This window comes from Pseudomonas sp. ZY71, assembly GCF_036542145.1.
GTDB classification, from domain to species: Bacteria; Pseudomonadota; Gammaproteobacteria; order Pseudomonadales; family Pseudomonadaceae; genus Aquipseudomonas; species Aquipseudomonas koreensis_A.
Genome location: NZ_CP144274.1, coordinates 2958417 through 2984288, shown reverse-complemented (window position 1 = coordinate 2984288; position 25872 = coordinate 2958417). Strand labels below are relative to the sequence as shown.

Sequence of the window (25872 nt, the reverse complement as noted above, 5' to 3'; positions counted from 1 at the left end):
AGTTACATATACGGCTGGCGACTGACGCGCCTCTCGCGTACAACTTGCGCTTATCGATTTCCCGGTTCCAAGGCTGACAATGCGACTGGTTTTCCCCACATTGATGCTCACCGCCCTCGCCCTGCTGACGGGCACCGCCGGCGCGAACGCTGCACCACAACACGCGTTGACCGTTTATGGCGAACCCGCCAAGTACCCTGCCGGTTTCAGCCACTTCGACTACACTAACCTGCAAGCGCCCAAGGGCGGGACGATGCGCCGTTCGGCCATCGAGATCGGCCACTTCGACCACATCCTTCCTTATATAGACAAAGGCATCGGCGTCACGCAGATCGATGGTTTGCTCTATTCGCCGTTGGCTCAGCGTTCGCTGGACGAGCCTTACACGGTTTACGGACTGGTCGCGCAAAAGATGGAGCGCTCGGACGATGGTCTGTCGCTGCGGTTCTTCATCAATCCCAAGGCACGTTTTGCTGATGGCAAGCCGATTACCGCCGAGGACGTACGCTACACCTACGATTTATTGATGACCCAGGGCAGCCTGCGTTATCGCACCCAGTTTGCTGACGTCAAAGGCGTCGAAGTCGAAGCACCGTTGACCGTGCGTTTCGACTTCAAGAGCAATGAAAACCGCACCCTGCCACTGGACATCGCAACCCTGCCAGTCTTCCCCGAGCATTGGTGGAAGAGCCGCGATTTCGCCGGGGGTGGCGGCTATGAACCACCACTGGGCAGCGGCCCTTATCGAGTCGGAAAAGTCGATTCGGGGCGCAGCATCACCTTTGAACGCAACGCTGACTGGTGGGGCAAGGATTTGCCGGTCAGTCGCGGTCTCTACAACTTCGATCATTTCAGCATCGAGTACTTCGGCGATACCGATGTCGCCCGGCAAGTGCTGCGCGGCGGTGCCTACGACTACAACCGCGAGTTCTCGGCCACCGGCTATTCAATCGGCTACGACAGCCCGGCACTGAGCGACGGACGCCTGCAAAAGGCGCATCTGGCCACCGAGGCACCCCAGTCGGCCCAAGGCTTTGTGTTCAACCTGCAAAAACCGATGTTCGCCGATCGCCGCGTGCGCCAGGCCTTGGCCATGCTCTGGGACTTCGAGTGGAGCAACCGGCAGATGATGCGCGGCATGTATATCCGCCAACAAAGCTATTTTTCCAACACGCAACTGGCAGCAAGCGAACTGCCCGATGCGCAGGAGCTGAAAATCCTCGAACCGCTGCGCGGTCAGGTTCCCGACGAAGTCTTTAGCAAAGTCTTCGAGGCCCCGAAAACCGACGGCAGTGGCCTGATCCGCGATAAACAACTGCAAGCCCTCGAACTGCTCGAACAGGCCGGCTGGAAACCGGATGGCGATCAACTGGTGAATGCGCAAGGCGAGCCGCTGAGCTTCACCTTCCTGGTCAGCCAGAACGGTATGGATCGCTTGCTGCTGCCGTACAAACGCACGCTGAAACAGATCGGTATCGACCTGAACATCCGCCGTATCGACTCCTCGCAATACGTCAACCGGCTGATGAGCCGCGACTACGACATGATCGTCACCGGCTACCCGGTCAGCACTTCGCCGGGGGGCGAGTTGCTCAATTACTTCGCCTCGGCGTCGGCCAACGACCCGGGCGCGAACAACTACATGGTGTTGAAAAACCCGGCGGTGGATACCCTGATCAACGGTCTGATTCGCGCATCCACGCAGTCCGACATGCTGCATTACGCCCATGCCCTGGACCGGGTGCTGCAATGGAATTACTACTGGATTCCCAACTACTATCCGCCGGGCACGTCGACGGTGTGGTGGAACCGCTTCGGCATACCCTCAGTGCAAGCCAGCAATGACGAAGCCATCGAGAGCTGGTGGGAAATCAGCAGCACGCCGCTGACCAATCAGCAGATGACCGCCGAGAAAATCGCCCGTGGCAGACCCGGAGGACCGCACTGATGTGGGGTTACATACTGCGGCGTCTGCTGCTGATCATTCCGACGCTAGTGATCATCCTGCTGGTCAATTTCGTGATCATCCAGGCCGCACCCGGCGGCCCGGTAGAACAGGCCATCGCCCACCTGCAAGGGATCGGCGGCGCCGGTGTCGGTGGCGGCGCCAGCGAAACCATGAGCGGCACCTCCCGTGCCAGTCGCGGCCTCGATCCGCAACTGATCAAGGACATCGAAAAACAGTACGGCTTCGATAAACCGGCCCACGAACGCTTGTGGCTGATGTTGAAGAACTACGCGCAACTGGATTTCGGCAAGAGCTTCTTCCGTGGCGCGACGGTCACCGACCTGATCCTGGAAAAAATGCCGGTGACCATTTCCCTCGGGCTGTGGGCGACGCTGATCACTTATCTGGTGTCGATCCCGCTGGGGATCCGCAAGGCTGTGCACCATGGCAGTCATTTCGATATCTGGAGCAGCACGGCGATCATCATCGGTTACGCGATGCCGGCGTTTCTGTTTGCGATGTTCCTGATCGTGGTGTTTGCCGGCGGCACGTCGCTGAACTGGTTTCCGGTTCGCGGCCTGGTGTCGGACAACTTCGAATCGCTGTCGACCCTCGGCAAGATCGCTGATTATTTCTGGCACCTGGTGCTGCCAGTGACGGCGCTGGTGATCGGTGGTTTCGCCACGCTGACGATCCTGACGAAAAACTCGTTTCTCAATGAGATCACCCGCCAGTACGTGGTGACCGCGCGGGCCAAAGGCCTGAGCGAGCGCCGCGTGCTCTACGGGCATGTGTTCCGCAATGCGATGTTGCTGGTGGTGTCCGGCATCCCGCAGGCATTCATCAGCGTGTTCTTCGCCGGCTCCTTGCTGATTGAAGTGATCTTCTCCCTCGACGGTCTCGGGCGCATGAGCTACGAAGCCGCGGTTTCGCGGGACTACCCGGTGGTGTTCGGTTCGCTGTTCATCTTCACCCTCTTCGGCCTGCTGATAAAACTGGTCGGCGACCTGTGTTACACGCTGGTCGATCCGCGTATCGACTTCGCGGCGAGGAACGCCTGATGTTCAAGCTCTCGCCTCTGGGCCGTCGGCGCTTCGAGCGCTTCAAGAAAAACCGCCGTGGCTGGTGGTCGTTATGGCTGTTTATCGGCCTGTTTGTGCTGACACTGGGTGGCGAGTTGATCGCCAATGACAAGCCATTGGTCGTCAGCTATCAGGACCAATGGTACTTCCCGGTCTTCAAGCGCCACACCGAGCAGGAGTTCGGCGGGCAACTGCCGTTCCAGGCGGATTATCGCAGCGACTATGTGCAGAACCTGATTCGCAAGGACGGTGGCTGGCTGCTGTTCCCACCGATTCCGTTCAGTGATGACACACCGAATTACGACCTCAACAAACCGGCGCCGAGTCCGCCGACGTCGGTCAACTGGCTGGGCACGGACGATCAATCGCGCGATGTGTTGGCGCGGGTGATTTTCGGCGCACGGGTATCGATTCTGTTTGCCCTGATGCTGACCTTTGTCAGCGCCCTGATCGGTATCGCCGCCGGTGCATTGCAGGGCTACTACGGAGGCTGGGTCGATTTGCTCGGGCAACGCGTGCTGGAAGTCTGGTCGGGGCTGCCAGTGCTGTACCTGTTGATCATTCTCTCCGGTTTTGTCGAACCGAACTTCTGGTGGCTGCTGGGGATCATGGCGCTGTTTTCATGGCTGGCACTGGTGGATGTGGTGCGCGCCGAGTTCCTGCGCGGACGCAATCTGGAGTACGTCAAAGCCGCCCGCGCGCTGGGCCTGAGTGATCGCAAGGTGATCTTCCGGCACATTCTGCCCAATGCGATGAACGCGACACTGAGTTACTTGCCGTTCATTCTGACCGGGGCGATTTCCACCCTCACCGCGCTGGATTTCCTCGGCTTCGGCATGCCCGCCGGCAGTGCCTCCTTGGGTGAGTTGATCGGGCAAGGCAAACAGAACCTGCAAGCTCCGTGGCTCGGGTTGACGGCGTTTTTCACCCTGGCGCTGATCCTTTCTTTACTGGTGTTCATCGGCGAAGCGTTGCGTGACGCGTTCGACCCTCGATCCTGAAGCGTGGCCATGACTGACAACCTGATTGAAATCCGTAACCTCAACGTCGCCTTCCATGGCCAGAGCGTGGTGCGCGACCTGTGTCTGGACATTCGTCCTGGTGAGTGCCTGGCGTTGGTGGGCGAATCGGGCTCGGGCAAATCGGTGACCGCGCATTCGATTCTGCAGTTGCTGCCCGAAAGCGAAGCGCAAACCACCGGCAGCATTCGCTATCGCGGACAGGAACTGATCGGCGCTGATCCCAAGGTCTTGCGCGAGTTGCGCGGCAACCGCATCGCGATGATCTTCCAGGAGCCGATGACCTCGCTGAATCCGCTGCACACCATCGAAAAACAGATCGGCGAAACGCTGCTGTTGCACCGTGGCCTCGGTGGTAAAGCAGCACAGGCACGGATCCTCGAACTGCTCGGTCTGGTGGGCATCCAGAAACCCAAGGAACGCCTCAAGGCTTACCCGCATCAACTCTCTGGCGGACAACGGCAACGGGTGATGATCGCCATGGCCCTGGCCTGCGAACCGGAGCTGTTGATCGCCGACGAACCGACCACGGCGCTCGACGTGACGGTACAGCGCAAGATCCTGCTGCTGCTCAAATCCCTGCAACAACGCTTGGGCATGTCGCTGCTGCTGATCAGCCACGATCTCAATCTGGTGCGCAGTATTGCCCAGCGCGTGTGCGTGATGAAGGCCGGGGAAATCGTCGAACAGGCGCCCTGCGAAACCCTGTTTACCGAGCCGAAGCATCCTTACAGCTGCGTGCTGCTCAACGCCGAACCCGACGGCGAAGCCCTGCCCCGCGATGAGCGCGAGAACGTACTGGAAGTCGAGGATCTGAAGGTTGAGTTTGTCATCGGTGGCGGTCTGTTCCAGCGCAAGCAATACCTGCGCGCGGTGGACGGCATCAGTCTGAGCATCCAGCGTGGCAAGACGTTGGGTATCGTCGGCGAATCCGGTTCCGGCAAGTCGACATTGGGCCAGGCGATCCTGCGTTTGCTCGACTCCGAGGGCGGTATCCGCTTTCAGGGTCAGGCGCTCGACGGTCTCAATCAGAAACAGATGCGCCCATGGCGTCGACAGATGCAGGTGGTGTTTCAGGATCCGTTCGGCAGCCTCAGCCCGCGCATGTCAGTGGCGCAGATCATCAGCGAAGGCCTGGAAGTGCATTGCGAGTCGACGGCTGATGAATGCGACGAGCAAGTCATCCGTGTGCTTAAAGAAGTCGGCCTCGACCCCGAGAGTCGCCATCGCTATCCCCACGAGTTCTCCGGTGGCCAGCGCCAACGCATCGCTATTGCGCGGGCACTGGTGCTGAAACCGGCGCTGATCCTGCTCGACGAGCCGACCTCGGCACTCGATCGTACGGTGCAGAAACAAGTGGTCGCCCTGCTCCGCCAGCTTCAGGAAAAACACGGTTTGACCTATCTGTTCATCAGCCACGATCTGGCGGTTGTGCGCGCCCTGGCCCACGATATGATCGTTATCAAGGACGGCAAAGTGGTCGAGCGTGGCGCCAGTCATGAGGTGTTCGATGCGCCGCAGCATCCGTATACCAAAGAGCTGTTGGCGGCGGCGCATCCGCAGTAGGCATCATATGCGTTCGGCTTGAAACCGGGTCGCGGCTTTCGCGAGCAGGCTCGCTCCCATAAGATTCACGGTCGTTTACAAAATTTGTGAACACCCCGGCCCACTGTGGGAGCGAGCCTGCTCGCGAAAGGGCCGGCGCAGGCAACAAACAATCAGGATCAGCCTCCATGAACACCACCGAAAGCCTCAAGGACTACCAACGGGTCCGCACCCTGGCGATCCGTTCGCTGTTCGAGATCATCGAGCAATCCAGCGAAGGCACGGTGATCGTCGATCGCGATGCCAACATCGTCTGGATGAACGAGCGTTACGCCCGGCGTTTCGGTCTCGAATCGGCTGAAGGCGCCATCGGCAAACCCTGTGAAAGCGTGATCCCAGGCAGTCTGTTGCGCGAAGTCGTGCGCACCGGGCGCCCTATCCTGCTGGATATGCAGGACACCCCGAAAGAGCCGTTGGTGGTGATGCGCCTGCCGATCCATGACGACGCCGGCACGGTGATCGGCGCGATCGGTTTTGCCCTGTTCGACGAGCTGCGCACCCTGTCGCCAATGCTCAAACGTTACTTGAGCATGCAGGAAGAACTGGCTTCGACCCGCTCCCTGCTGCGCGCCCGGCAGACCAAATACAACTTCGCCCACTTTATCGGCACCAGCGCCGCCAGCCTCGAAGTCAAACGCCGTGCCCGGCGCAGCGCCAGCGCCGAGTCGCCGGTGTTGCTGCTCGGCGAAACCGGCACCGGTAAAGAGTTGCTGGCCCAGGCGATTCATGGCGCCTCGCCACGAGCACACAAGGCCTTCGTCAGCATCAACAGCGCGGCGATTCCCGAGGCGTTGCTGGAAGCGGAGTTTTTCGGCACCGCACCCGGCGCGTTCACCGGCGCCGACCGCAAGGGTCGCACCGGCAAGCTGCAGATCGCCCAGGGCGGCACATTGTTTCTCGACGAGATTGGCGACATGCCGCTGCCCCTGCAAAGCAAACTGCTGCGCGTGTTGCAGGAAAAGGAATTCGAACCGGTCGGCTCCAACGAGGTGATTCAGAGCGACGTGCGTGTGATTGCCGCCACTTCGACCGATCTGCAAGCGGCGATCAAACGCGGTGAGTTCCGCGCCGATTTGTACTATCGCCTCAACGTATTGCCGATTCAGGTGCCACCATTGCGTGAACGTCTCGATGATCTGCCGGCGCTTAGCGAAGCGATTCTGGAAGAGCTGCGCAGTCAGCACGAGCTGCACGGTGATGCGCTGGCGTTGCTTGGTCAGCACGCCTGGCCTGGGAATATTCGCGAGCTGCGCAATGTGCTGGAGCGGGCAGCATTGCTCAGTGATGACTTGATGCTGACCGAGCAGGATATTCGTGCGGCGATTGGTACGTTGACGCCGGTTGAGCGTGCCTCGGTGCCGACGATGGAGACGCTGGCTGACGAGACTTTTGCTCAGGCGCGGGAGCGGTTTGATCGGCAGTTGATTCAGGCAGCTCTTGCGCAATGTGCGGGTAAAGTGCCGGAAGCGGCGGCTCGACTGGGGCTGGGGCGGTCGACGCTGTACAAGAAGATGGTGGCGCTGGGAATCGCTTGAGTCTTCATACAGAGATATAGATCTCCACATAGAGACAGACACACAGGAGTGCTTCGCACTCATCGCGAGCAGGCTCACTCCTACATTTTTACAGGTGTGCACATCCCCCCTGTAGAAGTGAGCCTGCTCGCGATGACGCCAAATCGATCAACACCATCTCAAAACAGAGACAAACAACTCATTTGCGATTCAATCACTCAGATTAACTTCATATATTTCAGCAACTTACATATCTGGCACAGTTCTCGCTAACGCCTCTCCCACACCCGTTCCACCCACAAAAATAACAATTCTGGAGAGACACACCATGAGTGTGATCATTGCCTTGGCAGCCCTGGCGCTGCTGATGCTGGCTGCCTACCGTGGCTACAGCGTTATCCTCTTCGCCCCGATTGCCGCCCTCGGTGCGGTCCTGCTCACCGACCCTTCTGCCGTCGCCCCTGCGTTCACCGGGGTGTTCATGGAGAAAATGGTCGGCTTCATCAAACTGTATTTCCCGGTTTTCCTGCTCGGTGCCGTGTTCGGCAAATTGATCGAACTGTCGGGGTTCTCCCGCTCGATTGTCGCTGCGGCCATTCGTTTGCTCGGTACCAAACAGGCGATGCTGGTGATCGTGCTGGTCTGCGCCCTCCTCACTTACGGCGGCGTGTCGCTATTCGTCGTTGTGTTCGCGGTGTATCCGTTTGCAGCGGAGATGTTCCGCCAGAGCAATATTCCCAAGCGGCTGATCCCGGCGACCATCGCCCTCGGCGCGTTCTCGTTCACCATGGACGCCCTGCCCGGCACGCCGCAGATCCAGAACATCATCCCCAGCACGTTCTTCAATACCACCGCGTGGGCGGCGCCGTGGCTGGGCGTGATCGGCACGATTTTCGTGTTCTGCGCCGGCATGCTGTTTCTGCAGCGTCAACGCAACAAGGCCCAGCGCGCCGGCGAGGGCTACGGCACCGAGCTGCGCAACGAGCCGGAAACCGCTGAAGACCTGAAACTGCCAAACCCATGGGTTGCGCTTTCGCCGTTGTTGGCAGTGGGCATCATGAACCTGTTGTTCACCCAGTGGATTCCACAGTGGTACGGCAAGACCCACAGCCTCGCACTGCCAGGCATGGCCACGCCGGTCACCACCGAGATCGCCAAACTGACGGCAATCTGGGCGGTGCAGGCGGCGTTGCTGGTCGGCATTGTGATGGTGCTCGCGTTCGGCTTTCAGGCCATTCGCAGCAAGCTCGCCGAAAGCAGCAAAAGCGCGGTCAGCGGTGCCTTGCTGGCGGCGATGAACACCGCTTCCGAGTACGGTTTCGGCGCGGTGATCGCGTCGCTGCCGGGCTTCCTGGTATTGGCGGACTGGCTCAAGCAAATCCCCAATCCACTGGTCAACGAAGCCATCACCGTTACGCTGCTGGCCGGTATCACCGGTTCCGCATCGGGTGGCATGAGCATTGCGCTGGCGGCGATGTCCGAGCAGTTCATCAGCGCAGCCCACGCGGCGAACATCCCGCTGGAGGTGCTGCACCGCGTGGCTGCGATGGCCAGTGGCGGCATGGACACCCTGCCGCACAACGGCGCGGTCATCACCCTGTTGGCGGTCACCGGTCTGACCCACCGTGAAGCCTATAAAGACATTTTCTGTATTACGCTGATCAAGACCCTGGCGGTTTTCGTCGTGATCGGCACTTTCTACGCCACTGGCATTGTGTGAGGTATTCATGACCACTCTTTCCGGCAAGACTGCACTGGTTACCGGTTCCACCAGCGGCATCGGCCTGGGCATCGCACTGAGCCTGGCCAAGGCTGGGGCGAATCTGATTCTCAACGGCTTTGGTGATGCGTCCAAAGTCATCGCCGAGGTCGGGCAATTCGGCGGCAAGGTCGGCCATCATCCGGCCGATGTCAGTGACCCGGCGCAAATCGCCGACATGATCGCCTATGCCGAGCGCGAGTTCGGCGGTGTCGACATTCTGGTCAACAACGCGGGCATCCAGCATGTTGCCGCCGTGGAAGAATTCCCCGTCGAGCGCTGGGACTCGATCATCGCGATCAACCTGTCTTCGGTGTTTCACAGCACGCGCCTGAGCCTGCCGAGGATGCGTACCAAGGGCTGGGGACGAATCATCAATATCGCCTCGGTGCATGGCCAGGTCGGCTCGGCCGGCAAAGCGGCTTATGTGGCCGCCAAGCACGGCGTGATCGGTTTGACCAAAGTGGTTGGCCTGGAAACCGCCACCAGTAACGTCACTTGCAACGCGATCTGCCCGGGTTGGGTGCTGACGCCGCTGGTGCAGAAGCAGATCGATGATCGAGCGGCCAAGGGTGTCGATCCGCAGCAGGCGCAACATGATCTGCTCGCCGAGAAACAGCCGTCGCTGGAGTTCGTCACACCGCAGCATCTGGGCGAACTGGTGCTGTTTTTGTGCAGCGAGGCTGGCAGCCAGGTGCGCGGGGCGGCGTGGAATATTGATGGTGGCTGGCTCGCCCAATAGCACAGCCATCCCCTCTCTGTGGGAGCGAGCCTGCTCGCGAAAGCGGTGGGTCAGCCGATGAAGTCGTTGAGTGCACGGACGTCTTCGCGAGCAGGCTCGCTCCCACAGGTGTCATGTGTGCGCTCGACCTTGTGCATGAATAAAACAAGAGGCAACCAATGTCCGACATCCTCTGGCAACCCGACGCCAACCGTATCGCCCAATCGCGCATGGACACCTTCCGCTGCGCGGTCAATCAACGTCATCATCTGAAACTCGACGACTACCCGGCCCTGCACCAATGGAGCGTCGAGCAGCGCGCGGAGTTCTGGCAGGCCATCGTCGATACCTTCGATATCCGCTTTCACACCCAGCCCGACGCCGTGCTGTGCGAAGGCGCACAAATGCCCGACGCCGAGTGGTTTCCCGGCGCCACGCTGAACTTCGCCGAACACCTGCTGCGTCGTCGCGACGATGCTGTGGCGGTGATAAGCGTGGCGGAGAATGGCCAGCGCGAGCAGTTGACTTGGGCCGAACTCGCCGAGCACGTCGCCGGTTTTCAAGCAAGCCTGCAAGCCGCCGGCGTTGGCCTCGGCGATCGTGTCGCGGCGTGCATGCCGAATACCTGGCAGACCCTGGTGGCGATGTTGGCCACCACCAGCCTCGGCGCGATCTGGTCGTGCTCCTCACCGGACTTCGGCACCCACGGCGTGATCGACCGCTTCGGTCAGATCGAGCCGAAGGTGTTGATCACCTGCGCCGCTTATCGCTATGCCGGCAAGACCATCGACCAGACCGACAAGATCAACGGAATACTCGAACAGCTGCCAACGTTACGGCAGTTGATCATCGTGCCTTACGCCCAGCCTCAGGCCCAGGTCGAGTCTTACCGCACTGGCGCCGACGTGACCTTGTGGGACGAGTTTTATGAGTCGGGTGGCGAACCGGACTTTGTCGCGGTGCCCTTCAACCATCCCCTGTACGTGCTGTATTCCAGCGGCACCACCGGTGTGCCGAAATGCATCATCCATAGCACCGGCGGCGTGTTGCTGCAGCACGTCAAGGAGCACGGCCTGCACTGTGATCTCGGCCCCGGGGACCGGCTGTTTTACTACACGACCTGCGGCTGGATGATGTGGAACTGGCTGGTCTCGGCGCTCGCGGTTGGCAGTGCCGTGGTGCTGTACGACGGTTCACCGTTTCACCCGGACAATCAGCGCTTGCTCGACTTGATCGACGATGAACGCATCAGTGTTTTCGGCACCAGCCCCAAGTTCCTCGCGACCCTGGAAAGCAGCGGTGCCATACCCCGCGAGAGTCATGATCTGGGCAGCCTGAAGACGCTGCTGTGCACCGGTTCGGCGTTATCGCCGCAAAGCTATGACTTCGTCTATCGCGATTTCAAACCTGATGTGTGTCTGGCCTCGATGTCTGGCGGCACCGATATCGTCTCGTGTTTCGTCAATGGCAACCCGATGAGCGCCGTGCGACGCGGCGAGAACATGGGCAAGAGCCTGGGCATGGCGGTTGAAGTCTGGAACGATGACAGGCAACCGGTGATTGGCGAAAAAGGCGAACTGGTCTGCACCCGGCATTTTCCGGCCATGCCGATCGGTCTGTGGAATGATCCGGACGGAACAAGACTGCGGCAGTCGTATTTCAGCCTGTTTCCCGGTGTCTGGGCACAGGGCGATTACGCCGAACAACGGCCGCATGGCGGGATGCTGATCCATGGGCGCTCGGACGCCGTGCTCAATCCCGGCGGCGTGCGCATCGGCACCGCGGAGATTTATCGTCAGGTCGAGAAGGTCGCCGACGTGCTGGACAGCGTCGCCATCGGTCAGCAGTGGCAGGATGACGTGCGCGTTGTGCTGTTTGTCAGGTTGCGTGAAGGGCTGACACTGGACGAGGCGCTGGAACAACGAATCCGCCAGGTGATCCGCGCCAATACCACCCCAAGGCATGTACCAGCGAAGATCGTTGCGGTGACGGACATTCCGCGCACCATCAGCGGCAAGGTTGTGGAACTGGCCGTGCGCGAGGTGGTGCATGGACGGCCGGTGAAAAACGCCGATGCGCTGGCCAATCCCGAAGCGTTGGAGCAGTTTCGGGATCGGCCGGAGCTTGATACTTGAATCGGGCGCTGATGCGCTGACCGTAAACGTTGATGGCAACGCTGGACGTCAGCGGGGTTTGTTCAGCGTAATGACAACCGGCTGCACAATCGCTCGACCGGCACTGACGTCAAGTGCATCGCGAATGATCGTCATGTTGCGGTCGAAAGTAGCTCTGTCCGTAGCCATTTGACTCAGTAACGAGGTGGCAACTGCTAGAGAGTCCGCATTTTCGAAGGCTTCGGACACCGCATGGTAACTCGCGATCGAGTCCGCCACTGCCAGGTTGCCGGACGCAAGATTCAGCAGTTGCGCCACGTCCAGCCGCTGCCCAGTGTTGCTTTGATGCTCGGTGTCGGTGGCGTAGCCAACATCCGCGGTCTGCGCACTACCGTGGAACAGTTCATGAATCAGGTCGTCTGCCACCACATCATGGTTGAAGCCCAGATTGACGAAATGTTTATTCAGGTTTTGAGTGTAAATCTCGACAAACGCAATATCAGCCGCGTCGCTGGAGCTGGCGCTTTTCCAACGCTTGTAGTTGTTCACGTCAAAAGAGGCGATTGTCTCGTTATGCTTGAATGCATTGAGCAGTGTATTGCTCATCGAGAAACCAGCAAAGTCAAAGCGAATCAACCGCAAATAATTAACCAGTCGAGTCGTAGCCGTCTGCGAAGTGTTACCGAACAGTGCCTTCATCAGCAAATCGCCATCTCGCTTGAATTCATGTCGGCTGATGACTTCGATGGCGTTGTCGATCTTCGCCCGAGCACGGGGCAGGCTTTTTTCGATGAAGTTGCGCGTGTAACTAGCCGGCAGTGTCTTTGGTGAGTACGGCAACTGTAGTGGCGCTTGATAGGCGAAGCCTGTCAGTGGTTTCCCCCACAGATTGCCACGACGGTTCAAGGCATACCATTTGTTGCCACTGCGTGCGGCCAGAACAGTAAGGATGTTGCCGGTGGTGCCACGTGGTTGCCAATGCCCCACTCCCAGATGTGCACTCTCGGAAGCACTGATCAGATCATAGGATTGCCGGCGACCACTGAGTTTGTGCAACTGGCTGTTCGCCTTAGCGAGGAGCTCATGGCTGTTTTTGTTAAAGCGCAACAAGCCCTTGTGCACCAGTTTACCGCCCACCTGTATGCCAGACGGCACGCCATCCAGCGGATTGAAAAGGCCAATGGCCGAGGTGAATGCCAACCGGGTAAACCGTGCAGCTTTGGATGTCGTTGAAATAGCCTTGGCCGAAATGCTCAACACCTTGGAGCTGGCTCCCGCCACCGTTCCGACCAGACCAATTCCATCCATCAAACATCCGTAGATCCCATCCACCACCTTGTCATGTTCACCCGAGGCAATATCCTCGATGCATTTTTTGAAAGGCACCAACAAGTCAATGAAATAAGTCAGCAATCGATCCCCCTCCTCCCTGGAGAGCTCGAGCGGGGTCGGTATGCGGACTATTTCTCTCAGCTCATTTTTATTCAGGTAGGGTCGATTCTTGACGAGAAACTCGGCGATACGTTCGATATTCGGATCGTTGAATTTTCGATAGAACCCGGTTTTTGGCGTCGACGGTGTTTGCGATTCTTTCAGCGTGCCAAAATTATCGATGATGGCCATGCTGCTGGTAATCGAAGAGTCTTCGGCAGTGGCATGGGTATAGCGTTTTACGTCGAGCGGGAGGCGTTGCGTCGCGGTAATACTCAGTGGAAACGTTACATCCCCGCTCGCACTCATTCTCGAACGTTGCTGCAGTTTCTGCTCTCGTTTGATGAAAACAGCCAAGGCGTCATTTCTTCGAGTTTCTCCACGCGATGTGAACAATTCATAGCAGATGTCGCCATTCTCGTTGGACGCATACATCACAATGCCAAAACGTCCCGTAGCGGCATCTCTGCTTTGTCGTGTTTCCTGGTCGAGATCAATCTTCAGCGGGCCACTGAGCCGGCGCGTTTTATGATAAACGGCGGACTCGCGTACCGTGAGGAAGTGAATATCGGCATTCATGAAGACGCGCAGGTCCGCCTCCGGCATCTGCGCCAATGCCAGTTTCACGGTAGATAACATGGCGCTATTCAAATCATTGAAATGCACGGCCAACTGCCGATCCATCTCCTCGTCACAGGATGCCAGTTTCAATAAATCCGGATAACGTTTGTAGACACTGACACCGGACGGGTTGTAGTTGATGACCGGCAAGGGGATACCGTTAGTGACCAGACGCACGGTACGCCTGTCCCACTGACCAGTGAACAGGTCGCCCGATTGATGCAAGTCGACCATGGACATGACCTGCTGCCCGCCTTGCTCGGACAGTGCTTTTTCATCCAGGGTGTCACAACCCGGTGCGGCGATTTTCAAAGCCGCACGGGCAATTTTCGCTCTGTCGGGTAACGGGGTTGAAAATGCCCTGGCGATTTGAGCGAATTTCTCCGAGTGTTGCTCGAACGCTTCAACCGCACGGCGGGTGCTGGTTTCTTCGGCTTGCTCGAGTTCCGCCGTTGTCACAATCTGGTTGATCAGGGCCCAATCGACGATGGGGTCGATCATGGCCAGATCATACTTGTGTTTCTGCGACTCACTGACCGGTTGCAGTTCGCCATACACCATTACCTGGGCATAAGTCATGACTCGCGTCGCCCCGGCTTTTACACTCTCGACCAACATGACCGCACGACAGAAACTGATCCACCCTATCGAGCCGAGAGTAATCGACGACGGGATCTCCCTGACCAGAAACTCCGGGGCGTTGCGTGCCAATAACAGGTGAGCGACCACAGGCTCCAACCCAATATCAACCCATTGTCTGGTTCGCAACAAAGTGGTCAGTTCTTCACGCACGACCGATGGGTGACGGTCTAGATTGCCCGGCGCATACAGATCAAATCCAACAACACGATTGCGCTTCACGCCATGACCAATAGATGGATCCAGATCAAGCAATATTGCCGTCATCAGCAATTGCCGGAGAATATCAGCGGAAACCGTTTGCCCTTGGTTAACACCGAACCAACCCAACTCTTTCAGATAGTCGCCGGCAAGCGTCTGTGCAATCGGATGATTGACAAACTCGGTGATGAGTTGGGCAGCGCTATCATGGGTGACAGCGGCGCGACCGGTTACATTGTATAGGGCGGACAGAAGCTTCCTCCCCGGCATCAACTTGGAAGTTGCATTACGAATGGCCGACAATTGATCCTCGCTCAACACGACCAATGTTTGATCTTCCGTTTGAAAATGCTCCCAATAGTTTCCAGGCCCACTGACAGGAGGATCAAACTTGAACAAGGCAATCAGCTCCCTGACCTTTGCCTTGTTCTCTGGCATATTTATGTCATGAAACCGAAACCATTGATCGAGGGTTATATCGTTATCGGGCCATATATAACCGCCTGCCACCTCGGCCACATCCGTGATCAATTTCAATGTAGACCGGGTCGGTTGACTGTATTCAAAGTGACGCGCCGCCACCAGATCCACCCAACCTCTGACGGCACGGACTTCCATCTTTCCGTCAGACGTAACGCGTATAAGCCCGTCATGATCACGCGCCTCTTCCCGGCCTAGCGCACCGATTACCGGGCCGGTTACCAGCAGTTCGTTGAGCACGAGCCGACCGGGGTTATAGATTTCGTACAACGACGATCCCGGCTGCAACTCCACTTCATGCGCATACCAATTGATCTTTTGATCATCCGTATAACGGGTTAACGCTTCCTCCAACCGGGCCAAGACCCACTGGCGTTCAACAGCATCTGCTTCAGACCTGTACTTCCATTCGGAAAGCGCAACAGCCGAAGACCAGAATAGTTTACTGCGGGCTTTATCACTCACACTTAGAACCTCATCAAGTTAGTTGGCTGACAACTTCAGCCCGATGACGTTCTACTTTCTTTGATACGGCCGATCCACATCAAACATATGAGGTGTTATGTCGCGTCAATGCACAGAAGCTACTCACTGAACATCAATCCATTAGTCCCCACTCCCCTGACGGCGAACCCTTGTTACTACTTTCATCTCCAGCCAGCTTAATTCGCAATTTAAGATTATTCATCGAGTCTGCATTTTTCAAAGCATCCCGTGCACTGATTGCACCTTCGGCAACCAACGAAAACAGCGCTGCATCAAATGTCTGCATACCCGGTTCGGTGGATTTCTCCATGATCGGCTTGAGTTCATCGAACTGACCGTGTCGGATCAGATCAGCGATGGTTGGCGTGCCCAACAGCACCTCGACCGCAGCCCGTCGTTGCCCGTCGACAGTGCGCACCAACCGCTGCGAGATAAATGCTTTCAGGTTATTGCCCAGCGTCTGCAACAACTGCGGCCGCCGCTCTTCCGGGAACATATTGATGATCCGGTCCAGCGCCTGATTGGCGTTGGTGGCATGCAACGTCGACAACACCAGGTGCCCGGTATCGGCAAATGCCAACGCATGCTCCATGGTTTCGCGGTCACGAATTTCGCCGATCAGCACCACGTCCGGGGCTTGGCGCAGGGTGTTTTTCAACGCGGCGTGAAAGCTGCGTGTATCGACTCCGACTTCACGTTGATTGATGATCGAGCGCTGATGCCGATGGATGTATTCGATCGGGTCCTCAATAGTGATGATGTGCCCACTACTGTGGCGGTTGCGATGATCGATCAGCGCGGCGAGCGAGGTTGATTTCCCCGAGTCGGTGGCGCCAACAAAGAGGATCAACCCTTGCTTGAGCATGACGGTGTCGAGCAGTACCGCCGGCAGTTTCAGATCGGCGAAACGCGGAATATCGAGTTTGACGTTACGAATGACGATCGATACATCGTTGCGCTGCTTGAAGATGTTCACGCGAAAGCGACCAATGCCCGCTCGCGAAATCGCCAGATTCATTTCCAGATCCCGGTCGAACTCCCGTCGTTGCTCGACGTCCATCAGTGAGGCGGCGATGGCAGCGGTCTCACCGTTCTTGAAAGGCTGTTCGCTCAACGCCGTGAGCACGCCATCGATACGCGCACTGGGCGGTGCTCCTGTAGACAGGAACAGATCCGAACCGTTTTTATTGGACAAAACTGACAACAGTGCATCGATTTCCATGGCAAAAAGCACCCGCGAAGCATTCAATGAACAGAAAATGGCCTGCACCTGGCGCAGGTCAACTGCAACAATGATAGACGTCGCCTCACCGAACCACGCTCAGGACTGATGTAATGAATGCTGTACCGAACACCGACGACGCTCAGGCACTGATCGCCCGCACCGACTGGAGCCGTGGCCCGCTGGGTGCTGCCGGCAACTGGCCGCAGAGCTTGCGTACCGCGGTGGACATCGTGATTCACTCGCCCATGCCGATGCTGTTGCTGTGGGGCCCGCAACTCACGCAGATCTACAACAACGGCTTCGCTCTGCTCGCCGGCCACAAGCATCCGCACGCTTTCGGACAGCCTGCACACCAGATCTGGCCGGAACTTCGCGACTTTACCGACCCGATTTACAGCGCCGTCCTACAAGGCCAGGTACGCACCTACAGCGAAAGACGTTTCACCCTGCAACGGGACGGCAAAGAATCCGACTTCTGGCTGGATCTGACCTACAGCCCGATCCGTGATGAAACCGCGCAAGTGGCCGGCATCCTGGTCACCGCCATCGAAACCAACGAACGCCGGCGCATCGCGCTGGAACTGCAACGACGCTCCGAAGAAAGCCTCAAGGCGCAACGCGAAACCGAGGAGCGTCTGCAACTGGCCTTGGCCGCGACCGATGCCGTCGGCACCTGGGATTGGGACATCGGCGAAGACCGCTTTATCGCCGATGCGCATTTCGCCCAACTGCACGGCGTTGATCCCGGCCTGTCCGGCCGATTGCCGATCAGCGATTACCTGCAAGGCGTGCACCCTGAAGACCGCGCGATGGTCGCGCGCAGCATCAAACACTGCATCACCTACGGCACCGAATACGCTGAGGAATATCGCTTGCTGCAAGCCGATGGCGAGGTGCGCTGGGTATTCGCTCGCGGACGCTGCTACAAGGATCATCACGGCCGGCCCGTGCGATTTCTCGGTGCGGCGCTGGACCTGACCGAGCGCAAACACACCGAACAGGCGTTGCGCCAGAGCCAGACCGAACTGCAGTTGATCATCAACGCCATGCCGATCCTGATCAGTTATGTCGACCGTGAAGAACGCTTCCGCCTGAACAACGCGGCCTATCTGGACTGGTACGGGCTAACACCGCAGGAGCTTTACGGACGCACGATTCGCGAAGTCATCGGTGAAGAAGCGTATTTCCTGCGCCTGCCTTACATAGCCGAGGCGCTGGCCGGCAGACCGTGTTCGTTCAGCCTGTACACCCCGCATCGCGATGGCAGCAGTCGTCACGCGCTGATGAATTACCTGCCACGTTACGGGGCGGACGGCGCCGTCAACGGCTTCTATATCTTTGTGATCGACGAGACCGAGCGCAAGAAAACCGAAGAAGCCTTGCGCAATCTCAACGAAACTCTCGAAGAGCGGGTCAGCGCCCGCACCGAGCAATTGGCCCAGGCCAACCAGCGTTTGCAGAACGAGATGTTCGAACGCGAGCGTGCCGAAGATGCCTTGCGCCATGCGCAGAAGATGGAGGCTGTCGGCCAGCTCACCGGCGGTATCGCCCACGACTTCAACAACATGCTCACCGGGATCATCGGCAGTCTCGATTTGATGCAGCGCTATATTGCCAACGGCCGGGCCGACGAAATTGGTCGTTTTACCGAAGCGGCGGTGTCATCGGCCAATCGTGCAGCGGCGCTGACCCATCGCTTGCTGGCGTTTTCGCGGCGCCAATCGCTGGATCGCAAGACCCTCAATGTCAATGATCTGGTGCATTCGCTGGAAGATCTGATCCGGCGAACCAAGGGCGATCCGATCGACCTCAAACTGCGTCTGGCAGAAAATGTCTGGCCGGTCAGCACCGACGTCAGCCAACTGGAAAACGCCCTGCTCAATCTGGTCATCAATGCCCGCGACGCCATGCCTGATGGCGGCGAGTTGTTGATCGAGACCGCCAACGTCTATCTCGACGGCAGCGATATCACCACGCTCGAACCGGTCAAGGCCGGCGATTACCTGATGCTCGCGGTCAGCGACAACGGTACCGGCATGACGCCGTCCGTGCGTTCCAAGGCCTTCGATCCGTTCTTCACCACCAAGCCCATCGGCCAGGGCACCGGGTTGGGGCTGTCGATGATTTATGGTTTTGCCCAGCAATCGGGCGGGCATGTCAGCCTCGACAGCCTGCCGGGCCAGGGCACTTGTGTGCGGTTGTACTTGCCGCGCTTGTACGGCGTCGAGGCGGAACGGCCGGCAACCGCGCCCATTGAACAAGCGCCGGCGACGGCGACTGGCGAAACCGTGGTGGTGGTCGAAGATGACCCGGCGGTGCGCATGCTGGTGCTCGATCTACTCAGAGAGTTGGGTTACCAAGCCTTCGAAGCCGAAGATGCCAAGGCCGCCCTACCGCTGCTGGAGTCAGATCTGCGCGTGGATCTGCTGGTCACCGACGTCGGGCTGCCCGGCATGAATGGCCGGCAACTGGCGGAAATCGCCCGTCAGCATCGGCCGGGTCTCAAGGTGTTGTTCATGACCGGTTATGCGCAGAAAGCCGCCGAGCGTCAGGGTTTTCTCGAGGATGGCATGGACATGGTCGCCAAACCGTTTGCCATTGAGCTGCTCGCCAGCAAGATCCGCACGATGATCAGCCAAACCCCGTGACTTGAGGCATAATCCGCGCCCCGCCGTCACCCCGTTATCAGGTACCGCACGATGAAAGCCCAAGCCCGCCACATTCTGGTGAAAACCGCCGAAGAGGCTGAACAGCTCAAACAACGCATCGCCAAGGGCGAAGCGTTCGATGTGCTGGCGAAGAAATTTTCGACCTGCCCGTCCGGCAAACGCGGCGGCGATCTGGGTGAAGTGCGGCCAGGGCAGATGGTCGGGGCGATTGATGCGGTGATTTTCAAAAAGCCGTTGCGCACCGTGCATGGGCCGATCAAGAGCAAGTTCGGGTATCACCTGGTGCAGGTGTTTTACCGCGATTGAGTGGTTGGCTTCAGGGCCTCTTCGCGAGCAGGCTCGCTCCCACATTTGGAATGCATTCCCCTGTGGGAGCGAGCCTGCTCGCGAACCGATTGCGCAGCAAGCGGCCATTCAAGCCTGTTTCTGAATCAATGCCCCCGGCACCTGAATCACTCGGCTGGCCAGCAAATGCCCGGCCTCGGCAGCCTCAGCCGGACTGCCGCCCAGCAAGCGACTGGCCAGATACGCCGCACTGAACGAATCCCCCGCCGCCGTGGTGTCCACCACTTTCTCGACCTTCTGCGCCGGCACTTCAAATGTCTCGCCATCACAACGAATCAGACACGCCTCGGCGCCACGCTTGAGTACCACTTCCGGCGTGCCGAATTGCGCATACGCCGCAAACACCGCTTCGCAATCGGCGAAACCGAACAGCGCCTGTTCGTCATCCACCGTCAACAACGCCAGATCAACGTAGGGCAACACACTGCGATACGCCGCGCGCGCATCTTCGACAGAGGCCCACAAGCGTGGCCGGTAGTTGTTATCGAAGACGATGCGCGCATCACGCTGACGCGCTTCGATCAGCGTCTGGATCAGTTTTTCCCGGCCCAGCGCACCGAGTACAGCGAGGGTAATGCCGCTGAAATACAGCACATCGTAGTCTGGCAATGCCGCCAGAATCGGCTCGGCGGCTGGCGTGGTGAAGCAGTCGCGAACCGCCGCTTCGTTGCGCCAATAGAGAAAACGCCGCTCGCCGCTGGCATCGGTCTGGATGCAATACAGTCCCGGCAGGCGACCCGGTAGACGTTGCACCAGATCGAGACCGATACCTTCGCTAGTCCAGATCTGGCACATGGCGTCGCTGAAGCTGTCATCACCCAATGCGGTGACGTAATCGACCTGCGCCTTGTCGCACATTGCACGGGACAGATACACCGCGGTGTTCAGGGTGTCGCCGCCGAAGCTTTGCTGCAGGCTGCCGTCGGCGCGCTGCTGCAGTTCGATCATGCATTCGCCGATCAGGGCAATGCGCGGGGTGTTCGGGCCCAGGGGGCTGAGGGTGTTCATCTTGTGCTGTCTCTGGTTGATCGATGGTGTCTGGACTGGCGCCTTCGCGAGCAGGCTCGCTCCCACAGGGGAATGCATTCCAAGTGTGGGAGCGAGCCTGCTCGCGAAGGCCGCGACTCGGTTTCAAGTCTTAGAAACAGGTCTCCATGCTCTCGATCACCGACAACTGCTCATCCACCAACAACCCCACACGCCACTTGTCGAACGTCAGGCACGGGTGCGAAGTACCAAAGGAAATGATGTCGCCTACGCGCAATTCAACGCCCGGCGCCACCGTCATGAACGCGTGCTGATCCATCACTGCCGTGACCTTGCAGGCACCGACGTCATCGCCCAGCGCCGGCACCACATCCGCCTGGTAACGCAACAATGGCACCGGCAAACCGGCATCGAACGCGACATCACGTTTGCCCAGTGCGATCACCGCAAAACCCGGCTCCGGCAGCGACTGCACGTGCGCCCAGACTTCCAGCGCCGGACGCAGTCCTTCGTGCAAATCGCTGCGGCGGTCGAGTACGCAGCACTGCGCCTCTTTGTAGATACCGTGGTCATGCGCGACGTAACTGCCCGGACGCAACACGCTAAGGAAACGCCCGGCGGCGTTCTGCGCTTCGAACGATTCGGCGATCAGGTCGTACCACGCCGAACCCGAGGCGGTGATGATCGGCTTGGCGATCGCGAACGCACCGCTGTTCTGCAATTGCACCGCCAGACGCACCAGCGACGCAGCGAATTCACGAATCCCGCTGACCGCGTGATCACCGTGAATCACCCCTTCGTAACCTTCGATGCCAGTCAGGGCCAGCGCCGGTTGCGCGTTGATCGCCTTGGCCAGTTCGATGACTTCCTGCTCGCTGCGGCAACCGCAACGCCCGCCGACCACGCCGTATTCGATCATTACGTTCAGCTTCACCCCGCGCGAGGCGAAGTAGGCGCCGAGGTCGGCGACGTTGTCCGGGTGATCGACCATGCAATAGAAATCGAACGACGGATCGGCGAGCAGATCGGCAATCAGTGCCATGTTCGGCGTCCCGACCAATTGGTTGGCCATCAGCACGCGACGCACGCCATGGGCGTAAGCGGCGCGGGTCTGGGTCGCGCTGGCGAGGGTGATGCCCCACGCGCCGGCATCGAGCTGCCGCTTGAACAGTGCCGGGGTCATGCTGGTTTTGCCGTGGGGCGCGAGTTCCGCGCCGCTGTCGCTGACAAACTTCTGCATCCAGCGGATGTTGTGTTCCAGCGCTTCGCGGTGCAGCACCAGCGCCGGCAGGCTGACGTCGCGCGTCAGGCGCGCGCCGATGGCCGCGTCGCCCTTTTCCACAGCAGTATCGATGGCAGTCGTCATGGTCGAACTCCTCACTTTCGCGGCCGCAGGCGGCCGCGGTTATTCGTTGATCCGCCGGGCGAGGCTGTTGGCGCTCTCGATCAGTACCCGGCGATAGTCGTTGTAATTTTTTTTCGCATCGGCCCGCGGGGCGACGATGCACAAGGTGCAAATCGCGATGCCATTGCGGTCTTTGACCGGCGCGGCGAAGCAATGGGTAAAGGTGTCGGCAACGCTGTCGAAGGAGAAAAATCCCTCGATGCCGGCCTGACGGATTTCGCCGAGAAAACGCTCCAGTGGCAAACGCTCGCCGTCGGGCAGGATGTAATCATCTTCGTCGATCAGGTCGATGATCTGTTGATCGCTCAGGTGTGCGAGCAACAGGCGTCCGGAAGCGGTCCACGGGATCGGCGCGTTTTCGCCGATGTCGGAGGAAATGCGGAAATGCCGCTCGCCCTCCTTCATCAATGCCACCGTGTATTTGCGCCCGTTGAGCAGGCACATCTGCGCGGTTTCATGGGTCTGGCTGACGATCTCCTGCAAGGCGTGATCGGCCTCGCGGCTGAGGTCGAAGTGACGCAAATGCGCCTGACCGAGGAAGTACAACTGCCGACCCAGATAGACGTGACCGTCCTTGCCCACCGGTTCCAGAATCCGTCGTTCGAGCAGCGAAGCGACCAGTTCGTAAACGGTGGATTTCGGGCTGCCGATGCCGTTGGCGATGTCGTTGGGGCGCAGCGGCTGGCCGATCTCCTTGAGGAAATCGAGGATATCGAACGCCCGGTCCAGACCGCGTGCCCGGCGTTTGATGGTGTCTTCGGTCATTTCAGTGGTTCCCATTCAAAGTCGCCGGATGGTAACTGGCCCTTGGTGTTGTGTCAGTTGGATTGCTGCCCTCACCCCCCGCCCTCTCCCAGAGGGAGAGGGAGCCTGACCGTATCGATGTAAATGTAAGCGTCATACGCAAAATCCGCATCGATACAGATCAGTCCCCTCTCCCAGAGAGATAGAGCCTGACTGTATCGATGCACATGTTGTGATCAGCCGCCAAAAGCTGCATCGATAGAGATCGGTCCCCTCTCCCTCCGGGAGAGGGTTAGGGTGAGGGAAAGCCGTCACTCAGGCCTTTTTCTTGTACGCAATGCAGTCGATCTCGACCTTGCAATCGACCATCATGCTCGCCTGCACACAGGCCCGCGCCGGTGCGTGTTCAGGCTTGAAGTACTCGCCGAAAACCTTGTTGAAACTGCTGAAATCCCGCGGATCGTCCAGCCACACGCCAGCACGCACGACATCTTCCAGGCCATAACCGGCCTCTTCGAGAATCGCGATCAGGTTCTTCATGGTCTGATGGGTCTGCTCGACGATACCGCCAACGATAATCTCGCCATCCACCGCCGGCACCTGGCCGGATACGTGCAGCCAGCCATCCGCTTCAACAGCGCGAGCGAAGGGACGTGGCTGGCCGCCAGCGGCGGTGCTGCCGGTGCCATATCGAGTAATGCTCATGGGTGTTTCTCCTGATTACAAACCGAAAAATTAAAACCGCGTGCTTTTCAGAAACTCAGCCAGACGCGGCGATTGCGGGCGTTCGAACAGCTCCTTGGGAGGCCCCTGCTCTTCGATCCGCCCCTGATTCATGAAAACGATCTTGTCCGAGACCTCGAAGGCAAAACGCATTTCGTGGGTGACCAGCAACATGGTCATGCCGTCCTCGGCCAGGCCCTTGATCACGTTGAGCACTTCGCCAACCAGTTCCGGATCGAGCGCCGAGGTGACTTCGTCGAACAGCATCAAACTCGGGTTCATCGCAATCGCCCGGGCGATCGCCACGCGCTGTTGCTGGCCGCCGGACAACTGACCGGGAAAGTGATTGCGCCGTTCCAGCAGGCCGACGCGCTCCAGCCATTTCTCGGCGAGCACCACGGCTTCGTCCTTGAGCATTTTCTTCACCTTGAGCAAGCCCAGAGTGACGTTCTGCAACGCGGTCAAATGCGGGAACAGGTTGAACTGCTGGAAGGCCATGCCGGTCATCGCGCGATGGCGGGCGATGACTTTTTCCGCATGCCGCACACGCTTGCCGTTGACCTCGTCATAGCCGATGGATTCGCCGTCGAGCAGAATCTGCCCGCCCTGGAATTCCTCGAGCATGTTCACGCAACGCAGCAGCGTGGTCTTGCCCGATCCGCTGGAGCCGATCAGCGTCACTACGTTGCCGCGCTGCATGCTCAGGTCGACACCCTTGAGCACTTCGACTGCGCCGTACTGTTTGTGCAGGCCACGGATGTCCAGCAACGCCTGAGGCTGTGAAGAAACTTGAGCTTGAGTCATGGCAGGGCCACCCGTTTTTCAATGTGCCGGCCGAGTAACTCGATGCCGTAGTTGATGACGAAGAACAGAAAACCGGCGAACAGGTAGAACTCCAGGGTCATGAAGTTCCGGGCGATGATCTGTTGCGTGCTGAGCAACAATTCGGCGACGCCGATCACCGACAGCAAGGTCGAAGCCTTGACGATTTCGGTGGACGAGTTGACCCAGGTCGGCAGGATCTGCCGCAATGCCTGAGGCAACAGCACGTAGCCGAGGGATTGATAGAACGTCAGGCCGATGGCCTTGCTCGCTTCCATTTGCCCGCGCGGCAACGCTTGCAGCGCACCACGGACAATCTCGGCAACGTGCGAGCCGCAGAACAGCGTCAGGCCCAAGGCACCGGCCTGAAATGCGCTGATCTGCCAACCGAGTGCCGGCGCCATATAGAAGCAGGCCAACACCAATACAAACACCGGTGTACCGCGAATCAGGTCGACGTAAAAACGGAACGGCGCGCGCATCCAGAACTTGCCGTAGGTCAGCACCAGACCGGTGACCACGCCGAGCACAGTGCCGAGCAGAATCGCCAGCGCCGACACTTGCACACTGGTCAAAAAGCCCTGCCACAGCGGTTCACGCGCGACCCACAATTCATGTAACCAACTCGGAGATTCGTACATCGCAGCCTCCTATCGGCGGATCGCCAGACGCTGCTCGAGGTAACGCAGCAGCATGGCAATGAGGTAACAGGCCGCGACATATAACGCCGTGGTCACCAGCCAGGTTTCGATCACCCGGTAGCTCTCGACGTTGATCTTGCGCGCGTAGTAGGTCAGCTCCGGCACCGCAATCGCGGCCGCCAGCGAGGTGTCCTTGAACAGCGAAATGAAGTTGTTCGACAGCGCCGGCAACACATTGCGCAGCATCACCGGAACGGTGACATAAGCTTTGACCTGCCACTCGCCGAGGCCGATGGCCAGCCCGGCTTCGCGTTGTCCCTTCGGAATGCTCAGCAAACCACCACGGAACACTTCGGTCAGGTATGCCCCGGCATACAACGAGAGCGTGATGATGAACGATGGAATCTTGTCCATCCGAATGCCGAGGCTCGGCAAGGCAAAGTAGATCAACAGAATCAACACCAGAATCGGCGTGTTACGCACCACCGTGACGTACACCGAAGCCAGCACCCGCAAGGCGCGGTGCTTGGAGAGCAAGGCAAACGCCATCAGCAGGCCGATCACGCAGCCGATGGCGATCGACACCAGCGCCAGTTCAAGACCCAGACCGAGCCCCGCCAGCAAGGTGTCGAAATCGCGCCACACGGCGGCAAAATTCAACTGATAGTTCATGGTCAGCAGTACCTTGAGC

Annotated in this window: 19 protein-coding genes; 10 read left to right on the top strand and 9 right to left on the bottom strand. The window is 58.9% G+C overall.

The annotated features are described in order from the left end of the window. The first annotated feature begins 79 nt into the window (after window positions 1-79). The 8 genes from VY732_RS13230 (at window position 80) to VY732_RS13195 (ending at window position 11783) form a co-directional block, all read left to right on the top strand. A complete protein-coding gene (locus VY732_RS13230; protein ID WP_331695639.1) occupies window positions 80-1948 on the top strand; it encodes an extracellular solute-binding protein in 1869 nt (622 codons plus the stop codon). After that, window positions 1948-3009, top strand: coding sequence for a microcin C ABC transporter permease YejB (locus tag VY732_RS13225; RefSeq protein ID WP_077573122.1), 1062 nt, complete (start codon window positions 1948-1950; stop codon window positions 3007-3009). The genes VY732_RS13230 and VY732_RS13225 overlap by 1 nt, the downstream gene beginning before the upstream one ends. Further along, on the top strand, window positions 3009-4031 hold the full coding sequence (locus tag VY732_RS13220; RefSeq protein ID WP_095120956.1) for an ABC transporter permease: 1023 nt from the start codon (window positions 3009-3011) through the stop codon (window positions 4029-4031). The genes VY732_RS13225 and VY732_RS13220 overlap by 1 nt, the downstream gene beginning before the upstream one ends. Window positions 4032-4040: 9 nt before the next feature. Then, entirely contained in the window at window positions 4041-5615 is a 1575-nt protein-coding gene (locus VY732_RS13215; RefSeq protein ID WP_331695638.1) for an ABC transporter ATP-binding protein, read from the top strand. A gap of 167 nt (window positions 5616-5782) precedes the next feature. Further along, window positions 5783-7189: a sigma-54 interaction domain-containing protein gene (locus VY732_RS13210; RefSeq protein WP_331695637.1), complete on the top strand. Its 1407-nt coding sequence runs from the start codon at window positions 5783-5785 to the stop codon at window positions 7187-7189. Between the two features lie 307 nt (window positions 7190-7496). Beyond that, window positions 7497-8888, top strand: a complete 1392-nt coding sequence (locus tag VY732_RS13205) for a GntP family permease (protein WP_331695636.1) — start codon at window positions 7497-7499, stop codon at window positions 8886-8888. Between the two features lie 7 nt (window positions 8889-8895). Beyond that, the gene (gene hbdH / locus VY732_RS13200) at window positions 8896-9669 is read left to right on the top strand and encodes a 3-hydroxybutyrate dehydrogenase (RefSeq protein WP_331695635.1); all 774 of its coding nucleotides are present in this window, start codon (window positions 8896-8898) and stop codon (window positions 9667-9669) included. A gap of 158 nt (window positions 9670-9827) precedes the next feature. After that, entirely contained in the window at window positions 9828-11783 is a 1956-nt protein-coding gene (locus tag VY732_RS13195) for an acetoacetate--CoA ligase (protein WP_331695634.1), read from the top strand. A 48-nt stretch (window positions 11784-11831) separates the two neighbouring features. Here VY732_RS13195 and VY732_RS13190 read toward each other — a convergent pair whose 3' ends face one another. Both VY732_RS13190 and VY732_RS13185 read right to left on the bottom strand, forming a co-directional pair. Further along, complete coding sequence (locus VY732_RS13190; RefSeq protein ID WP_147304404.1) at window positions 11832-15599, bottom strand: hypothetical protein; 3768 nt, start codon at window positions 15597-15599, stop codon at window positions 11832-11834. Window positions 15600-15732: 133 nt separating this feature from the next. Further along, complete coding sequence (locus tag VY732_RS13185; RefSeq protein WP_331695633.1) at window positions 15733-16842, bottom strand: PilT/PilU family type 4a pilus ATPase; 1110 nt, start codon at window positions 16840-16842, stop codon at window positions 15733-15735. 113 nt (window positions 16843-16955) lie between these two features. Here VY732_RS13185 and VY732_RS13180 point away from each other — a divergent pair, with 113 nt between their 5' ends. Continuing rightward, the gene (locus VY732_RS13180) at window positions 16956-19493 is read left to right on the top strand and encodes a PAS domain-containing hybrid sensor histidine kinase/response regulator (protein ID WP_331695632.1); all 2538 of its coding nucleotides are present in this window, start codon (window positions 16956-16958) and stop codon (window positions 19491-19493) included. 51 nt (window positions 19494-19544) lie between these two features. Next, window positions 19545-19820: a peptidylprolyl isomerase gene (locus VY732_RS13175; protein WP_007912322.1), complete on the top strand. Its 276-nt coding sequence runs from the start codon at window positions 19545-19547 to the stop codon at window positions 19818-19820. Window positions 19821-19928: 108 nt separating this feature from the next. Here VY732_RS13175 and VY732_RS13170 read toward each other — a convergent pair whose 3' ends face one another. The 7 genes from VY732_RS13170 to VY732_RS13140 form a co-directional block, all read right to left on the bottom strand. Then, window positions 19929-20867, bottom strand: coding sequence for a sugar kinase (locus VY732_RS13170; RefSeq protein WP_331695631.1), 939 nt, complete (start codon window positions 20865-20867; stop codon window positions 19929-19931). Between the two features lie 130 nt (window positions 20868-20997). Next, window positions 20998-22212 (bottom strand): amino acid deaminase, encoded by a 1215-nt coding sequence (locus VY732_RS13165; protein ID WP_331695630.1) that lies wholly within the window; start codon window positions 22210-22212, stop codon window positions 20998-21000. Window positions 22213-22251: 39 nt separating this feature from the next. After that, window positions 22252-23016, bottom strand: coding sequence for an IclR family transcriptional regulator (locus VY732_RS13160; RefSeq protein ID WP_331695866.1), 765 nt, complete (start codon window positions 23014-23016; stop codon window positions 22252-22254). Between the two features lie 294 nt (window positions 23017-23310). Continuing rightward, window positions 23311-23700: a RidA family protein gene (locus VY732_RS13155; RefSeq protein ID WP_007912330.1), complete on the bottom strand. Its 390-nt coding sequence runs from the start codon at window positions 23698-23700 to the stop codon at window positions 23311-23313. Window positions 23701-23730: 30 nt separating this feature from the next. Then, a complete protein-coding gene (locus VY732_RS13150; protein WP_116029009.1) occupies window positions 23731-24522 on the bottom strand; it encodes an amino acid ABC transporter ATP-binding protein in 792 nt (263 codons plus the stop codon). Beyond that, complete coding sequence (locus VY732_RS13145) at window positions 24519-25181, bottom strand: amino acid ABC transporter permease (RefSeq protein WP_116029010.1); 663 nt, start codon at window positions 25179-25181, stop codon at window positions 24519-24521. Before VY732_RS13145 ends, VY732_RS13150 begins: the two co-directional genes overlap by 4 nt. Window positions 25182-25190: 9 nt before the next feature. Next, complete coding sequence (locus tag VY732_RS13140) at window positions 25191-25853, bottom strand: amino acid ABC transporter permease (RefSeq protein ID WP_116029011.1); 663 nt, start codon at window positions 25851-25853, stop codon at window positions 25191-25193. Window positions 25854-25872 lie beyond the last annotated feature (19 nt).